This is a genomic window from Acidocella sp. (assembly GCF_050253495.1).
In the GTDB taxonomy this organism is placed as follows: Bacteria; Pseudomonadota; Alphaproteobacteria; order Acetobacterales; family Acetobacteraceae; genus Acidocella.
Genome location: NZ_JBFWIX010000025.1, coordinates 10,932 through 24,419 on the forward strand (window position 1 = coordinate 10,932; position 13,488 = coordinate 24,419).

13 protein-coding genes, 1 tRNA gene and 1 pseudogene are annotated in these 13,488 nt (G+C 63.7%); 8 read left to right on the plus strand and 7 right to left on the minus strand.

Annotation, left to right across the window (positions count from 1 at the left end; translation table 11 throughout):
* Positions 1-33 precede the first annotated feature (33 nt).
* From traA to AB7D48_RS15030, 6 genes and pseudogenes are all read left to right on the plus strand, one after another.
* Positions 34-3,021 carry a Ti-type conjugative transfer relaxase TraA gene (gene traA, locus AB7D48_RS15005; RefSeq protein WP_427980825.1) on the plus strand — a complete coding sequence of 996 codons (2,988 nt, stop codon included), beginning with the start codon at positions 34-36 and terminating at the stop codon, positions 3,019-3,021.
* A 137-nt stretch (positions 3,022-3,158) separates the two neighbouring features.
* Positions 3,159-3,374: a helix-turn-helix transcriptional regulator gene (locus tag AB7D48_RS15010; RefSeq protein WP_427980742.1), complete on the plus strand. Its 216-nt coding sequence runs from the start codon at positions 3,159-3,161 to the stop codon at positions 3,372-3,374.
* Positions 3,361-3,660, plus strand: a complete 300-nt coding sequence (locus AB7D48_RS15015) for a hypothetical protein (RefSeq protein ID WP_427980745.1) — start codon at positions 3,361-3,363, stop codon at positions 3,658-3,660. The genes AB7D48_RS15010 and AB7D48_RS15015 overlap by 14 nt, the downstream gene beginning before the upstream one ends.
* Before the next feature lie 84 nt (positions 3,661-3,744).
* On the plus strand, positions 3,745-3,993 hold the full coding sequence (locus tag AB7D48_RS15020; protein ID WP_427980748.1) for a type II toxin-antitoxin system Phd/YefM family antitoxin: 249 nt from the start codon (positions 3,745-3,747) through the stop codon (positions 3,991-3,993).
* Positions 3,990-4,451: a type II toxin-antitoxin system VapC family toxin gene (locus AB7D48_RS15025; protein WP_427980751.1), complete on the plus strand. Its 462-nt coding sequence runs from the start codon at positions 3,990-3,992 to the stop codon at positions 4,449-4,451. Before AB7D48_RS15020 ends, AB7D48_RS15025 begins: the two co-directional genes overlap by 4 nt.
* Positions 4,448-5,488 (plus strand): annotated as a pseudogene (locus AB7D48_RS15030) (recombinase family protein); the annotation flags it as partial. The gene AB7D48_RS15025 and the pseudogene AB7D48_RS15030, both read left to right, overlap by 4 nt.
* Positions 5,489-6,052: 564 nt before the next feature.
* Here the strand turns inward: AB7D48_RS15030 and AB7D48_RS15035 are convergent.
* Both AB7D48_RS15035 and lepA read right to left on the minus strand, forming a co-directional pair.
* Positions 6,053-6,143 (minus strand) — tRNA-Ser (locus AB7D48_RS15035).
* 62 nt (positions 6,144-6,205) lie between these two features.
* Complete coding sequence (lepA, locus tag AB7D48_RS15040) at positions 6,206-8,011, minus strand: translation elongation factor 4 (protein WP_427980754.1); 1,806 nt, start codon at positions 8,009-8,011, stop codon at positions 6,206-6,208.
* On the opposite strand from lepA, the gene AB7D48_RS15045 reads away from it, so the two are divergent.
* The gene (locus AB7D48_RS15045) at positions 8,010-8,606 is read left to right on the plus strand and encodes a DUF805 domain-containing protein (RefSeq protein ID WP_427980757.1); all 597 of its coding nucleotides are present in this window, start codon (positions 8,010-8,012) and stop codon (positions 8,604-8,606) included. The two genes, lepA and AB7D48_RS15045, sit on opposite strands and share 2 nt — an antisense overlap.
* Here the strand turns inward: AB7D48_RS15045 and AB7D48_RS15050 are convergent.
* Complete coding sequence (locus AB7D48_RS15050; RefSeq protein ID WP_427980760.1) at positions 8,603-9,097, minus strand: L,D-transpeptidase family protein; 495 nt, start codon at positions 9,095-9,097, stop codon at positions 8,603-8,605. The two genes, AB7D48_RS15045 and AB7D48_RS15050, sit on opposite strands and share 4 nt — an antisense overlap.
* A complete protein-coding gene (gene ribA / locus AB7D48_RS15055; RefSeq protein ID WP_427980762.1) occupies positions 9,090-10,211 on the minus strand; it encodes a GTP cyclohydrolase II in 1,122 nt (373 codons plus the stop codon). Before ribA ends, AB7D48_RS15050 begins: the two co-directional genes overlap by 8 nt.
* Positions 10,212-10,306: 95 nt before the next feature.
* Here ribA and AB7D48_RS15060 point away from each other — a divergent pair, with 95 nt between their 5' ends.
* Entirely contained in the window at positions 10,307-10,993 is a 687-nt protein-coding gene (locus AB7D48_RS15060; RefSeq protein WP_427980765.1) for a response regulator transcription factor, read from the plus strand.
* Here the strand turns inward: AB7D48_RS15060 and AB7D48_RS15065 are convergent.
* From AB7D48_RS15065 to AB7D48_RS15075, 3 genes are read right to left on the minus strand one after another with little or no spacing between them, the layout of a single operon-like run.
* Positions 10,975-11,526, minus strand: a complete 552-nt coding sequence (locus AB7D48_RS15065; RefSeq protein ID WP_427980768.1) for a nucleoside 2-deoxyribosyltransferase — start codon at positions 11,524-11,526, stop codon at positions 10,975-10,977. The two genes, AB7D48_RS15060 and AB7D48_RS15065, sit on opposite strands and share 19 nt — an antisense overlap.
* A 53-nt stretch (positions 11,527-11,579) precedes the next feature.
* The gene (locus AB7D48_RS15070; protein WP_427980770.1) at positions 11,580-12,467 is read right to left on the minus strand and encodes a hypothetical protein; all 888 of its coding nucleotides are present in this window, start codon (positions 12,465-12,467) and stop codon (positions 11,580-11,582) included.
* A gap of 17 nt (positions 12,468-12,484) precedes the next feature.
* On the minus strand, positions 12,485-13,375 hold the full coding sequence (locus AB7D48_RS15075) for a helix-turn-helix transcriptional regulator (RefSeq protein WP_427980772.1): 891 nt from the start codon (positions 13,373-13,375) through the stop codon (positions 12,485-12,487).
* Positions 13,376-13,488 lie beyond the last annotated feature (113 nt).

A 13,488-nucleotide genomic window follows, 5' to 3' on the forward strand; every position in this document is an offset into this window, starting at 1 on the left:
ACGTGCGCTTTGCCGTGGCAATGCTTGATCGCGATGGCGATCTATCATCTTCACGTCAAGGTCATCGGTCGCAAGGCCGGGTCGAGTGCGGTGGCGTCCGCTGCCTACCGCTCGGCCTCGCGGCTGCGCGATGAGCGCATCGACCGTGTGCAGGACTTTTCCAATAAGCGCGGCGTCGTCCATTCCGAGGTGCTGTTGTCCGAGAACGCACCGGAGGCATGGAGCGACCGCGAACGGCTCTGGAACGATGTCGAAGCCTTCGAGGTTCGCAAGGACGCGCAGCTTGCCCGCGAGGTGGAGTTCGCCATTCCGCGCGAGATGACGGAGGCACAGGGCATCGAGCTTGCCCGCGACTTCGTGCAGTCGGAGTTTGTGGATCAGGGCATGATCGCCGACCTCAATGTGCATTGGGACATCGGCGAGGACGGGATGCCCAAACCCCATGCCCATGTCATGCTGACCATGCGCGAGGTGGATGAGGACGGTTTCGGCCAGAAGGTGCGGGACTGGAACCGCACGGAGATGGTGGAGCGCTGGCGCGAACGCTGGGCTGAGCATGTGAACGAACGGCTGGCCGAACTCGACATCGACGCACGCATCGACCATCGCAGCCTTGAGGCGCAGGGCATCGACTTGGAACCGCAAACGCAGACCGGCGCACCGGCGCAGCGGATCGAGGGCGAAGGGATCGAGGCCGCCGACCGTGCCGACATGCACCGCGAGATCGCGCGCAACAACGGCGCGCGGGTCATCGCCGATCCCTCAATCGCACTTGACGCGATCACGCACCAGCAATCGACCTTCACGCGCCGCGACATGGCGAAGTTCGCACATAGGCACAGCGACGGCATCGACCAGTTCAACGAAGTGATCGGAGCGATGCGCGGTGCGCCCGATCTGGTCGAGCTTGGGCAGGACGCACGCGGCGAGGATCGGTTCACCACCCGCGAGATGATCGAAGCCGAACAGCGGTTGCACCGCGCTGCCGAACTGATGGCCGAGAAGGAGTTGCACGAGGTCAGCGACAGAGACCGCGAGGCCGCTTTGGCGCGCGCGGAAGAACGCGGCCTTGTCTTATCCAACGAGCAGGCTGATGCGCTGGCGCATGTCACGGACGGGCGCGGCTTGGGCGTCGTCGTCGGCTATGCCGGGACGGGAAAGAGCGCCATGCTTGGGGTGGCGCGCGAGGCTTGGGAGTCTGCCGGTTACGAGGTGCGCGGTGTGGCGCTCTCCGGCATCGCGGCGGAGAATCTGGAGAGCGGATCGGGCATATCTTCACGCACCATCGCCAGCATGGAGCACGGTTGGCACCAGGGCCGCGACATGCTCACCAGCCGTGATGTGCTGGTCATCGACGAGGCGGGCATGGTCGGCACGCGGCAGATGGAGCGCGTGCTCTCCCATGCCGCAGAGGTTGGCGCAAAGGTGGTGCTGGTCGGCGATCCGCAACAGTTGCAATCCATCGAGGCGGGCGCGGCTTTCCGCTCGATCCATGAGCGCCACGGCGGCGTCGAGATCGAGACCGTGCGTCGCCAGCGCGAAGATTGGCAGAGGGAAGCCACGCGCGATCTGGCGACCGGCAGAATCGGCGCGGCGATTCATGCCTATGACGCTCATGACATGGTGCATGAGGCGCAAAGCCGGGAACAGGCCCGCGATGATCTGATCGAGCGCTGGGATCGCGACCGGCAATCCTCACCGGATAGCAGCCGCATCATTCTCACCCATACCAATGCCGAGGTGCGGGAACTCAACGAGGCAGCGCGCGGTAAAATGCGGGAGGCTGGCAATCTGGGCGAGGACGTGCGCGTTACGGTCGAGCGTGGCGAGCGCCATTTCGCCGCCGGAGATCGCGTTATGTTCCTGCAAAACGAACGCGGCCTTGGTGTGAAGAACGGCACGTTGGGGACCATCGAGCAGGTCAGCACGCCGAGTATGACCGTGCGCACCGATGACGGGCGCGGCATCTCGTTTGACCTGAAAGACTATGACCGCATTGACCATGGCTATGCCGCGACCATCCACAAGGCGCAGGGCATGACGGTGGACCGGACGCATGTGCTGGCGACGCCGGGCCTTGACGCCCATGGAGGCTATGTCGCCCTGTCGCGGCACCGTGACGGCATGGATATGCATTATGGCCGCGACGACTTCACCAGCCGGGAAAGGCTCATCACCAGCCTGTCGCGCGACCGGTCCAAGGACATGGCGACCGACTATGACCAGCAGCAGGTCGATGCGACGCAGGACTATGCCGAGCGGCGCGGCATCACCTTCCGCGCCCGCGTCGTCCAGATCATGCGCAAGCTTGTGCCGGAGAATGTCCGCGACATCATCGACGGTCTGCGCTCCCCCGGCGACGGCGCGCCGAACTCCAGGACCGGAGCCGGGCCGGAAAGAGAGGCTGCCGGGAAGGAAGCGGATCGCAATGCCGACACAGCGGAGCGGGACGCGGAGAAGGCGTTGCGCCGTGCCCGTGGGCGGGCCTTTGTCCGCCATGCCCGTGCCGTGGATGCGATCTTCAAGGCGCAGGCGCGAGATATCGCCGCAACACCCGAGCAGGTGCAGGAGCTGCACGACGCCCGCGCCGGGTTCGATGACCTTCGCCCGCATGGCTCTCACGATGCCGAAGCGGTCTACAAGAGAAACCCCGGTTTTGCCGCCGATGTCGCCTCGGGCAATGCCGAGCGCGCGCTACCGGCAAGGTATGCCCTGCAACGGGAAACCGAGATGCGCCTGAACCCCGAGCTGCGCGCCGACCGTTTCGTGGAGCGGTTCCGGGAACTCAAGCAGGCCAGCGAGCGCCAGTATGCGGCGGGGAACTATTCCGGCCACAGGGCGGCACGGGCCGAACTGGGCAACATGGTCGATGGGCTGCAACGCGATCCGCAGCTCGAATCCCTGCTAGCCACCCGCAAGAAGCAGCTCGGCATCGGCATGGACTTCGACTCAGGAATGAGCCTTGGTCGGCAACTTGCCCTCAGTCACGGCCTTGGCAGAGGCCGGGGCATCGGACTGTAGCTCGTAGACCCATCCTATTTGCCGCCGTTTCCACGCTATAGCCCTACGATGGCTAAATATCTGTTGCGAAACACAAACTCCTTCTCCTGTCTGGTCTCTGCAATCGTCAGAAACAGCCAGAAGGAGGCTATGCAGCCATGCGCCAGCCAGACCGTATCATCCGCTTTGACACCGTTCGTGCCCGCACCGGCCTGTCGCGGTCCACCATCTATCGCAAGATCGCCGAGGGGACCTTTCCAGCCCAGCTCAAGATCAGCACCAACGGCGCGGGATGGCGGGAATCCGACATCAACCGCTGGATTGCCGATCCAGCCGGATGGCGGCCAGAAAGCAATACCGATGAAGCCCGCTAAGGGCGGCGGGCCTGCCGATCCGGCGCGCGACCGCGCCGATGATGACACCCCGGACGGCGCATCCCGCCCCCAACGCTCCAAGCGACCACCCACGGCGTCGGAACAGCTTGAAGATCTGTTGGGCTATCCATGGCCCTTCCCCGGCAGACCACCCAGGCACGACCTCAGCACCTGGACCGTGACCGACGACTGGCCCGATCCCGTTCCGGTGACGGAGGCCGAGATCGAGGTCTTCGAACGATGGTTCGGCGACCTGTTTGATGAAATGTTCGGCCCCGGCGGCTGATGCCCTTGACGTCGAAATCGGCATTGAAATCCGCCCTTCAATGAATTACATGTAGTCACATATGGCTACATATGGAGGCGCGACATGCTGACCATCAACCTCAGAGATGCCAAGGCCGGATTTTCCAGCCTCGTTGATGAAGCCGTCAAAGGAGAGATCGTGATCATCACCCGTCATGGCAAGCCCGTCGCCGCCCTGGTTTCGGTTGAGGCGGCGGAGGTCGCCCGCAAGGCACTCGAACGCAAACGGGCGGGCCTTGTCAGCTATCTCAGGACGTTCCCGGGAGGGGAGTTCCCGCGTAACCGCAAACCATCGCGGGATGTCGAGCTTTGAGCGGCTTCCTTCTCGACACCAACGTCGTCTCCATGCTGGCGCCGTCGAAGTCGGAAGCATCCGCTGACTTCCTCGCCTGGCTGGACCGCATGGACGGCGACGGCAGCTTGTTCCTGTCGGTCGTCTCCGTTCATGAAATAGAGAAGGGGATTGCGCTTCTCGATCACAAGGGGGCAACGGCAAAGGCCGCGAGCCTGAAAGCATGGCTCAGTGGCCTTGTCTCCACATATGATGACAAGATCATCGGTTTCGACGCTGAGGCTGCCGCAATCGGCGGGAGGCTGGAAGCGAAGGCGCTTGCCGCCGGTCACGACCCCGGCATGGCCGATGCTGTGATCGCCGGGACCGCCGCAGCGCATGAACTCAGCATCGTCACCCGCAACACGAAGCATTTCCTGCCATTCGGTGTCGCCGTGTTGTCGCCTGATGAGGCTGCCGCACAAGGAGACCGGGCATGACCGCTCCCGCTTCCACCGTGCCCCTGCGCGCCGCCCTTTACCTGCGCGTTTCGACGGCGCGGCAGGCGGAGCATGATGTCTCCATTCCCGACCAGAAGCGCCAGGGCGAAGCCTATTGCGAGGCGCGCGGCCTGCAACTGGTCGAAACATTCATCGAACCCGGCGCGACCGCCACCAATGACCGTCGCCCCGAGTTCCAGCGCATGATCGAGGCGGGAACCAGCAAACCGGCGCCCTTCGATGTCGTCGTGGTCCATTCCTTCAGTCGCTTTTTCCGCGACGCCTTCGATATGGAGTTTTACGTCCGCAAGCTGGCGAAGAACGGCGTCAGGCTCGTTTCCGTGACGCAGGACCTGGGCGACGATCCCATGCACGTCATGATGCGGCAGATCATGGCGCTGTTCGACGAATACCAGTCCAAGGAGAACGCCAAGCACGTCATGCGGGCGTTGAAGGAGAACGCGCGTCAAGGCTTCTGGAACGGCTCGCTTCCTCCTATCGGCTATCGCACCGTGGCCGCCGAGCAGCGCGGCGCAAAGACCAAGAAGAAGCTGGAGATCGACCCGCTGCACGCCGACACGGTACGGCTGATCTATCGGCTCGCCCTGGAAGGCGACGGAACCACCGGCCAGATGGGTGTCAAGAACATCGTCAGCTACTTGAACCGCAACCGCATCTTCACCCGCGACGGCGGACGCTGGGGCATCGGGCAGGTTCACCGCATCCTGACCCGCCGCACCTATATGGGCGAGCATGAGTGGGGAAAGAAGGCCAAGCACAAGACAGGCAAGGCGGAGGACGACATCGTGATCGTCCCCGTGTCGCCGATCATCGACAAGGAGACGTTCGAGGCGGTTCAGAAACTGCTCAAGGCCCGCAATCCCAAGGTCACGCCCGCCCGCGTCATCAGCGGCCCAACCATGCTGACCGGGTTGATCCATTGCGCCAAGTGCGGCGGGGCCATGACCATCCGCACCGGCAAGGGCGGCCGCTATCGCTACTACACCTGCTCGATCAAGGCGCGGCAGGGACCGACCGCCTGCATCGGCATGACCGTGCCGATGGCGAAGCTGGACGATCTGGTCGCCAGCCATCTCGAAGACCGGCTGCTCCAGCCCGAGCGGCTGGAAACCATCCTCGCCAGCGTTCTCGACCGGAGGCAGGAGCGATCCGAACGCCGCCGCGAGCATATCGCCGAGTTGAACAAGCGCACGACGGAATCGGAACTGCGCCTCAAGCGGCTCTATGACGCCATCGAGGCGGGCATCGCCGATCTGGACGATCCGGCGCTGAAAGACCGCATCGACGGTCTCAAGGCGGTCCGCGATCAGGCCAGGGCCGATGCCGAGCGGGCGCAGGCCATGCTCCGGCATTCGGGCCAGCAGGCTCTCACGCCGCAGATGCTCAAGAAGTTCGCCGCGACCGCGCGCAAACGCATCCGGCTCGAAAGCGGTGGCTACCGCCGTGACCACCTGCGCGCGCTCGCCCAGCGCGTCGAGGTCGATACCGGCGAGGTTCGGATCATGGGATCGAAGTCCCGGCTGCTTCAGACGCTTGTGGCGAATAATGGCGTAAACTCAGTGCCCACTCAGGGACTGAAGTGGCGGAGAGACAGGGATTCGAACCCTGGGTACGCTATTAACGTACACACGCTTTCCAAGCGTGCGCCTTAAGCCGCTCGGCCATCTCTCCATCCGGCGTAGGGCCACTCTCTAGCGAAAGAGTCTGGGCCTGCCAAGAGCACGGGGTGAAAATCACGCATCCATCTTCAAGGCCGCCAGGAAGGCGCTTTGCGGAATTTCCACCTTACCGAACTGGCGCATGCGCTTTTTGCCTTCCTTCTGTTTTTCCAGCAACTTACGCTTGCGGCTGATGTCACCGCCATAGCATTTCGCGGTCACGTCCTTCGACAGGGCAGAGATCGTCTCGCGCGCGATGATCCGGCTGCCGATCGCCGCTTGGATGGCGATCTTGAAGAGCTGTTTGGGGATCAGATCCTTCAGCTTGGCGCAGATTGAGCGCCCGCGCGATTCCGCCTGGGACCGGTGCGCGATGAAGGAGAGCGCATCCACGGGCTCCGCATTCACCAGGATGGAGATTTTCACCAGGTCCGATTCCGAATAGCTGTCCATCTGATAATCGAAGCTGGCATAGCCCCGGCTTACCGATTTCAGCCGGTCGTAGAAATCGAACACCACTTCGTTCAGCGGCAGTTTGTAGACCGCCATGGCCCGGTTGCCGACATAGGTGAGGTCGAGCTGCTGTCCGCGCCGTTCGGAACATAATGTGAGAATAGCGCCCAGATAATCGTCCGGCACCATGATGGTGGCCTTGATCCAGGGCTCCTCGATGCGGTCGATGACGGAGCCGTCCGGCATATCCGCCGGGTTGTGCAATTCCTCCATCTCCCCGTTCGTTTTGTATACATGGTAAACCACGGAAGGTGCCGTGGCGATCAGGTCCAGGTCGAACTCGCGGGAGAGCCGCTCCTGGATGATTTCCAGATGCAGCAGCCCGAGAAAACCGCAGCGGAATCCAAAGCCCAGGGCCGCCGATGTCTCAGCTTCGTAATGGAAGCTGGCATCGTTGAGACGTAGCTTGGCGAGGCTGTCGCGCAGTTTCTCGAAATCGTCCGCCACGACCGGGTAAAGCCCGCACCACACCACCGGTACGGAGGGTTTGAAGCCCGGCAGGGGTTCGGGGGCGGGGCGGCGGTCGTCGGTGATGGTGTCGCCCACATTGCAATCCGCCACGGTCTTGATCGCGGCGGTGATATAGCCCATTTCGCCAGGCCCCAGCTCTTCCACCGGGCGCATCTTGGGGGTGAACACGCCGATCTGCTCCACGGGGTGCACGGCTCCCGTGGACATCATGCGGATTTTCTGGCCCTTTTTCAGCACGCCGTTCTTCACGCGCACCAGGATCACCACGCCGAGATACTGGTCGTACCAGCTATCCACCAGCAGCGCCTGCAATTCGGCGGCCGCATTGCCTTTCGGTGGCGGCAGCTTGGTGACCAGGGCCTCCAGCACACCCTCGATATTCAATCCGGTCTTGGCGGAAATCTCCACCGCGTCCGAGGCGTCGATGCCGATCACATCCTCGATCTGCTGCTTCACCTTGGGCACGTCCGCCGCTGGCAGGTCGATCTTGTTCAGCACCGGCACGATCTCATGATTGGCGTCGATTGCCTGATACACATTGGCCAGGGTTTGGGCTTCCACGCCTTGCGAGGCATCCACCACCAAGAGCGAGCCCTCGCAGGCGGCGAGCGAGCGGCTCACCTCATAGGCGAAATCCACATGGCCGGGTGTATCCATCAGGTTCAGCACATAACGTTTACCATCCTTGGCTGGATATTCGAGCCGCACGGTCTGTGCCTTGATGGTGATGCCGCGTTCCTTCTCGATCTCCATATTGTCGAGCACCTGTTCGGTCATCTCGCGCGCGGTCAGCCCCCCGCAATGCTGGATCAGCCGGTCGGCCAGGGTGGATTTGCCATGGTCGATATGGGCGATGATGGAGAAGTTGCGGATCAGTTCGAGAGGTGTGCCGGTCATGGCGGGTCTTTACGGCAATTCGGGGGGGCGCGTCGATAAGGGGTTTTGCGCATGCCGCAACATCTTGCATGGAAAGAGTTTTTGGTCGAACATTTTCCGGATTTGCAATGAAGGGGGCGTGGATGAGGTTCAGCGCGGCGGTGGAGGCCGGATACCGAAATTATCTCAATTTCTCCGGTCGGGCGGGCCGGGCGGAATATTGGTGGTTTTCCTTTGGTATATTCTGATTTGGTTTGTCGCGGGGCTGTTTCTGGTAGCCGCCATGGTCATGAAAGCGGGCCATTCCGGGGTGCTGCCGCTGACCGTTCTGGCCGGCTTGTTCGGGTTGGCGGGGCTGGGCACGATTTTACCCGCCTTGGCCGTGCAGGTGAGGCGCCTGCACGATGTCGGCCATTCCGGTTGGTGGGTCGGTGTTGAGCTGCTCCTGTCCTTAGGGCGTGGTGTGCTGTATGGGCTGGCGCATCATTTTCCGGCATTGGGGGTGGAATTGGCTTTTCTGGCGCTGGGGGTGATGTGGTTTGGCGTCAGCATCACCATTTTTGTGTTTCTGGTGCAGCCCAGCCGGCATGAAGGCCGCTTCCAGGCACGCGATTAACCCGTTGCCACCCGGATCGCGCTGAGCCCCGCCGCCAGAGCGGTTCGCATATCCGGCGGGGCCAAGGCCACGCAACCTTCGGTAGGGCCGTAGTCCGGCGTGGCGATGTGAAAGAAGATCGCCGAGCCGCGCCCGGGCACGACCGGGTCCAGATTCCAGCCCAGCACGCCGATGATGTCGTAGACGCGATCCTCGCGCCACAGGGCTTCATGGCGGGCCGGGCAGGGCAGGCGCACGGGTTTGTTATAGGCGGCATCCGCCGGGTCGTCGCACCAGCCATCCTGGGGAGAGAGCGGCTCCACCGGCACCGCGCAGCGCGGCGGAGCCAGCCTGTCGGCGCGGTAGAGCACGCGCACCAGCGGCAACAGCCCCGCCGGCGTGCCGCCGTCTCCTTCGCGTTTTTGCAGGGTGATGCCGCCACGCCCATGGGCGGCGCGCAGGGTCAGCCCCGCGCCGCGTAACGTGCCGCCATGCAGCAGGAACTCAACCAAGCAGATGGCCGAAGCGCCTGGCCTTCGTCTCCAGATAGGAATTATTCACCCCGTTCGGTTCGAACTTGTGGGGCACGCGCTCCACGATGTCGATGCCGCAGGCGGCCAGGCTCTCCACTTTTCCAGGATTGTTGGTCAGCAGCCGGATTTTGCCGATGCCCAGTGCCTCCAGCATCGCCGCGGCGATGTGGAAGTTACGCTCGTCCGCCTGCCAGCCCAGTGCCTTGTTGGCATCGACCGTATCCAGCCCTTCATCCTGCAAGGTATAGGCGCGCAGCTTGTTGATCAGCCCGATTCCGCGTCCTTCCTGTGCCAGATACAGCACCGCGCCATGGCCCTCCCGCCCCATGCGGGCGATGGCCCCCTGCAATTGCGGCCCGCAATCGCAGCGCAAGCTGCCCAGCAGGTCGCCGGTAAAACATTCCGAATGCAGTCGCACCAGCGGGGTTTCCTGCTTTTCCGGTTCCCCCACCAGAATCGCCATATGTTCAATGCCCTGGTCCAGCGCCCGGAAGGCCACCAGCCTGGCGTCCCGCGCGGCATCCAGCGGCACGGAGACCTCCGCCACCTTCATCAATGTTGAGGCCAGTTCCAGCGGATAGGCCAGCAGGTCGGCGGCAGGCACGGTGAGCAGATCTGCCCCCTCCCGTCGTGTCGCCCAGCCGGGGCGCACCGGGGCGGCCACCATGGCGGGCAGCAGCCGGGCCAGCTTGCCCAGGGCCAGGGCGGCTTGCGCTTCTTCCGGCGCCTCGGTCATTTCAAAATGCGGCAGGATCTGTTCCATGGTCGGGTCGGCGGCGCGTTTGAGCGTTGCCGTGTCGATCAGGGGCCTGGCCAGCTTCAGGGCGATGGCGGGGGCATGGTCGGGCATTTCGCGCTTCAGCACGGCCGCGGCCCGGGAAGGGGCCAGCAGCAAGGAGGCCTCGCCGGTGGACAGCACATCGAGCAGCCGCAGCCCTTCCGCGCCCACGGTTTCGGCCGGCGCCAGAATCAGTGGTTTACGCGCGGCCAGCACGACGGGCACGCCGCGCCGCGCATCCGCGATGGCGCGGTGTACCGCCCTGGTGCGGGGCGTGCTGAGCGGATTCTGAAAAGGGGGCCTGGAGGAGATCATCCCGCTAAAATAGTGCCGGAGGTGACATCTGGCCAGAGAGGCTGACAGGATCATGAAAGCGCGATAAAGTTTAAGTGATCGGTAAGGAGTTTGTGATGCCGGGTGCACGCCCCATTCTCGTTGTGGATGATGACGACGCGCTGCGCGGCGCGCTGGTGGAGCAATTGGGCGTGAACGGGGAGTTTGCCCCGGCAGAGGCGTCCTCCCTGGCGGAAGCCGAGATCCGGTTGAAGGGCGGGGTCCGTTACGAGGCGATGTTGCTCGATGTCGGCCTGCCGGACGGCGACGGGCGGGATTTCTGCCGCGCCTTGCGTGAGCGCGGCCTTAAGGCGCCGGTTATCATGCTGACCGCCTCCAACGAGGAGGAGGATGTGGTGCGCGGCCTTGAGGCCGGGGCGAATGATTATCTCGCCAAGCCGTTCCGCCTGAATGAGCTTCTGGCCCGCCTGCGCGCCCAGTTGCGCAGCTTTGAGAGTTCAGTGGATGCCGAGATGAAGATCGGCCCCTATCAGTTCCGTCCCTCGGCGCGCCAGTTGCTCGACGAGAAGGGAAGCAAGATCCGGCTGACCGACAAGGAAGCGGCGATCCTCAAATATCTGTACCGGGAAGGCAAGGCGGTGCCGCGTCAGACATTGCTGGAAGTCGTATGGGGGTATAATCAGGCCGTTTCCACCCATACGCTGGAAACCCATGTCTACCGGCTGCGCCAGAAGATCGAGGCGGATCCGCAAAATGCCCGCATTCTCTTGACGGATGGCGGAGGCTACCGGCTGGCCCCTTGAAACCATCCGGCCACCGCCACCAGACAGAGCCGGAAAATTTCCAGCGAATCAAAGGCGTGGCAGCGTCCGTCCGGTGGCAGGACCAGGGGCAGGGTCAGGCTGCCTTCGATCATCAGGTTGTCCGCCAGCCCGAAATCTTCGATGGCGAGTCCCGCCATGGGCTCGCCCCGTTGGGCCTGCCTTCGGGAGCGCTCGGCGAAGGGCAGGGCGCTGTTGGAATAGCCAAAGACGGGTTTGCCTTGACCCAGGAACCAGCCCAACTCCACCAGCGTCCCCGCATCCGCCGAGGCGCCGCGAAAAGGTGTCAGATTGGCGAGGATGGCGTCGCTGGCGCGCATCATCGCCAGATCGTCCTCGTAAATCGCCCGCCAGAGCTGATCCGCCGGGCGGTTCATGTCGAAATCCGGGTTGAACGGCGCGATGCCGCGCAGACCATGCTCGGCGCAGAGCGCCTGTTTGTCCCGCGCCATCGCGGCGGCTTCGGGCAGGAACACGTCGGGGCCGGCGAGATAGAGTTTGGGGCGGGCGGGCATTCCCGTCAGGATCGGCTGGATCGGGTGTGCCGGTCAATATGCCGGGCACGTACTCAAGGGGCGGGAAAGAGCGGAAGGGAGCGACCTTCCGCCAAGCTGACCGTGGCCGCGCGCAGCGCCAGGGGCAGGGTGCCGTAAATCTCCGCTTCCCAATCCGGCTCGATGAAGCGCGCGCCATTCCACACCAGGCTCACCCGGGCGAATTCCTCGCGCTGTCCGGCGCCGGGCAGCAAATGCCGGTACAGCACCAGCCGCGCGGCGATCTTGTTGGCGCCGCGCAGAATGTCCCGGTTCGCCGCCATGCGGAACCCGTCCTCCCTGAACAGCGCTTGCGCGTCCGGCAGCCGTAATGTGATCGTTTCCTGGGCCAGCAGGCTGGCGACATGCAGATAGCGCAAGTTCGATTCCGGCCCGATTCCGCCCCAGCGATGGGCGATGCAGATATGGATGTTTCCATCGGTTTCGCAGGCGGAAATCAGCGCCTCCGGCCCGCCAGAGCCAAAACGCCGCCAGCTCGTCACCGCTTTGGCGGTATCGGCGAAGGCCTCCAGCCCAGGTGGTTGGGCATCGCGCAGCAGCACGGGGTCCGCGCTGGCGTCCTGGCGCTGGCGGCGCAGCCGTTCGAAGGCTTCATCCACCGCCGCCAGACTGGAAAATTCATGCGGGTCCGCCAGCACGGCGAAGCCATCCCTGGCGGGCGGCAGGGCGGCGAAGCGCCAGGCGGCATAATCGGCGATGGTGGAAAAGCGCGTGCGTTCGGCCCGGTGCAGATGCTGGCGCGTCGCTTCCAGGTCCGCCAGAGCCGCACGGTGGGCAAGGCCGCCAAGCTCGGTCCGTGCCGCATCCTCCGCCGCGTGCCGGGCTGCCTCATGGCGTGCCCGGGCTTGTTTCAATATGTCCCGCCAGCCCGGGTCGAAAAACGGGTTGGCTTGGTCATGCATCGGGGAAAACGCCTGTTTTAGACCGTTTCGACCATGGGAACCCGCTCATGCAGCACCCCCATCAGCCCCGTGAAGGCCTCATCCAGGGTCTTGCCGCTGGTGTTGAAGGTCAGATCCGCCTTGGCGTAAAAGCCCGCCCGACTTTCCAGCGTCAGGCGGATATCGTCCACCCCGTTGCGGTTGCCGGGAAGCTGGCGCATGTCGCCTTGCGCCAGCACACGGGTGAAATGATCCTCAGGTGTTGCTTGCAGCCATATGGTCAGGCAGTTGGCCAGCAGCAGGTCGAAGGTCGAAGTGTCCCCCACCAGCCCACCCGCCGTGGCGATCACGCAGCTCTGATGGCTTTGTAACGTGTCCTCCAGCGCCTGCCGCTCATAACGGCGATAGGCGTTGGAACCGTAGAGCGCCTGGATCTCCACCGGCGCGCACCCCGCCAGCCGGGTGATCTCGGCGCGCAATTCCACGAACGGGGCGCTGAGTTTCGCCGCCACCATCTGCCCAAGCGTGGATTTGCCCGCGCCGCGCAGCCCGATGAAGGCGATACGGCGGTTGCGAAACCCCGGCGCCTGCCCGTGCGCGCCACCGAATAATTCCCCCACGGCCCGCAGCGCGCGTTCGATCTCGGTCGGCTCGCGCCCGTGCAACAGGCGGCGGATGGAAAGCCATTCGGGGGTGGAGGTCGTCTCGTCGCCCAACAGCTCGGCCAGTGGGCAATCCAGCGCCTGCGCCACTTGCGCCAGCACCAGGATGGACACATTGCCGGTGCCTGATTCGAGATTGGCCAGATGCCGCTCGGACACCCCCGCCTCACCCGCCAGCACACGGCGCGTCATGCCTCGGCGCGCGCGCAGCAATTTCACGCGTTTGCCAAGGCCGGATAGAATTTCGGACTCGTCGATGGGATTCATGAAGTCTGGTTCAATTCGGAAGCCATCCCCGTTAATTAGCACTTTTTTGCCGGATGACAAAGGGGGGACATCGCATAAATTGTAATATATTGCATAAATGCAAGTGGTAAATG

What these genes read in the sequence shown, in the direction of transcription:
- traA (WP_427980825.1), top strand. Translation starts at nt 34, where the DNA reads ATGGCGATCTATCATCTTCACGTCAAGGTCATCGGTCGCAAGGCCGGG.
- AB7D48_RS15010 (WP_427980742.1), top strand. Translation starts at nt 3,159, where the DNA reads ATGCGCCAGCCAGACCGTATCATCCGCTTTGACACCGTTCGTGCCCGC.
- AB7D48_RS15015 (WP_427980745.1), top strand. Translation starts at nt 3,361, where the DNA reads ATGAAGCCCGCTAAGGGCGGCGGGCCTGCCGATCCGGCGCGCGACCGC.
- AB7D48_RS15020 (WP_427980748.1), top strand. Translation starts at nt 3,745, where the DNA reads ATGCTGACCATCAACCTCAGAGATGCCAAGGCCGGATTTTCCAGCCTC.
- AB7D48_RS15045 (WP_427980757.1), top strand. Translation starts at nt 8,010, where the DNA reads ATGGCGGGTCTTTACGGCAATTCGGGGGGGCGCGTCGATAAGGGGTTT.
- lepA (WP_427980754.1), bottom strand. Translation starts at nt 8,011, where the DNA reads ATGACCGGCACACCTCTCGAACTGATCCGCAACTTCTCCATCATCGCC.
- ribA (WP_427980762.1), bottom strand. Translation starts at nt 10,211, where the DNA reads ATGATCTCCTCCAGGCCCCCTTTTCAGAATCCGCTCAGCACGCCCCGC.
- AB7D48_RS15060 (WP_427980765.1), top strand. Translation starts at nt 10,307, where the DNA reads ATGCCGGGTGCACGCCCCATTCTCGTTGTGGATGATGACGACGCGCTG.
- AB7D48_RS15065 (WP_427980768.1), bottom strand. Translation starts at nt 11,526, where the DNA reads ATGCCCGCCCGCCCCAAACTCTATCTCGCCGGCCCCGACGTGTTCCTG.
- AB7D48_RS15070 (WP_427980770.1), bottom strand. Translation starts at nt 12,467, where the DNA reads ATGCATGACCAAGCCAACCCGTTTTTCGACCCGGGCTGGCGGGACATA.
- AB7D48_RS15075 (WP_427980772.1), bottom strand. Translation starts at nt 13,375, where the DNA reads ATGAATCCCATCGACGAGTCCGAAATTCTATCCGGCCTTGGCAAACGC.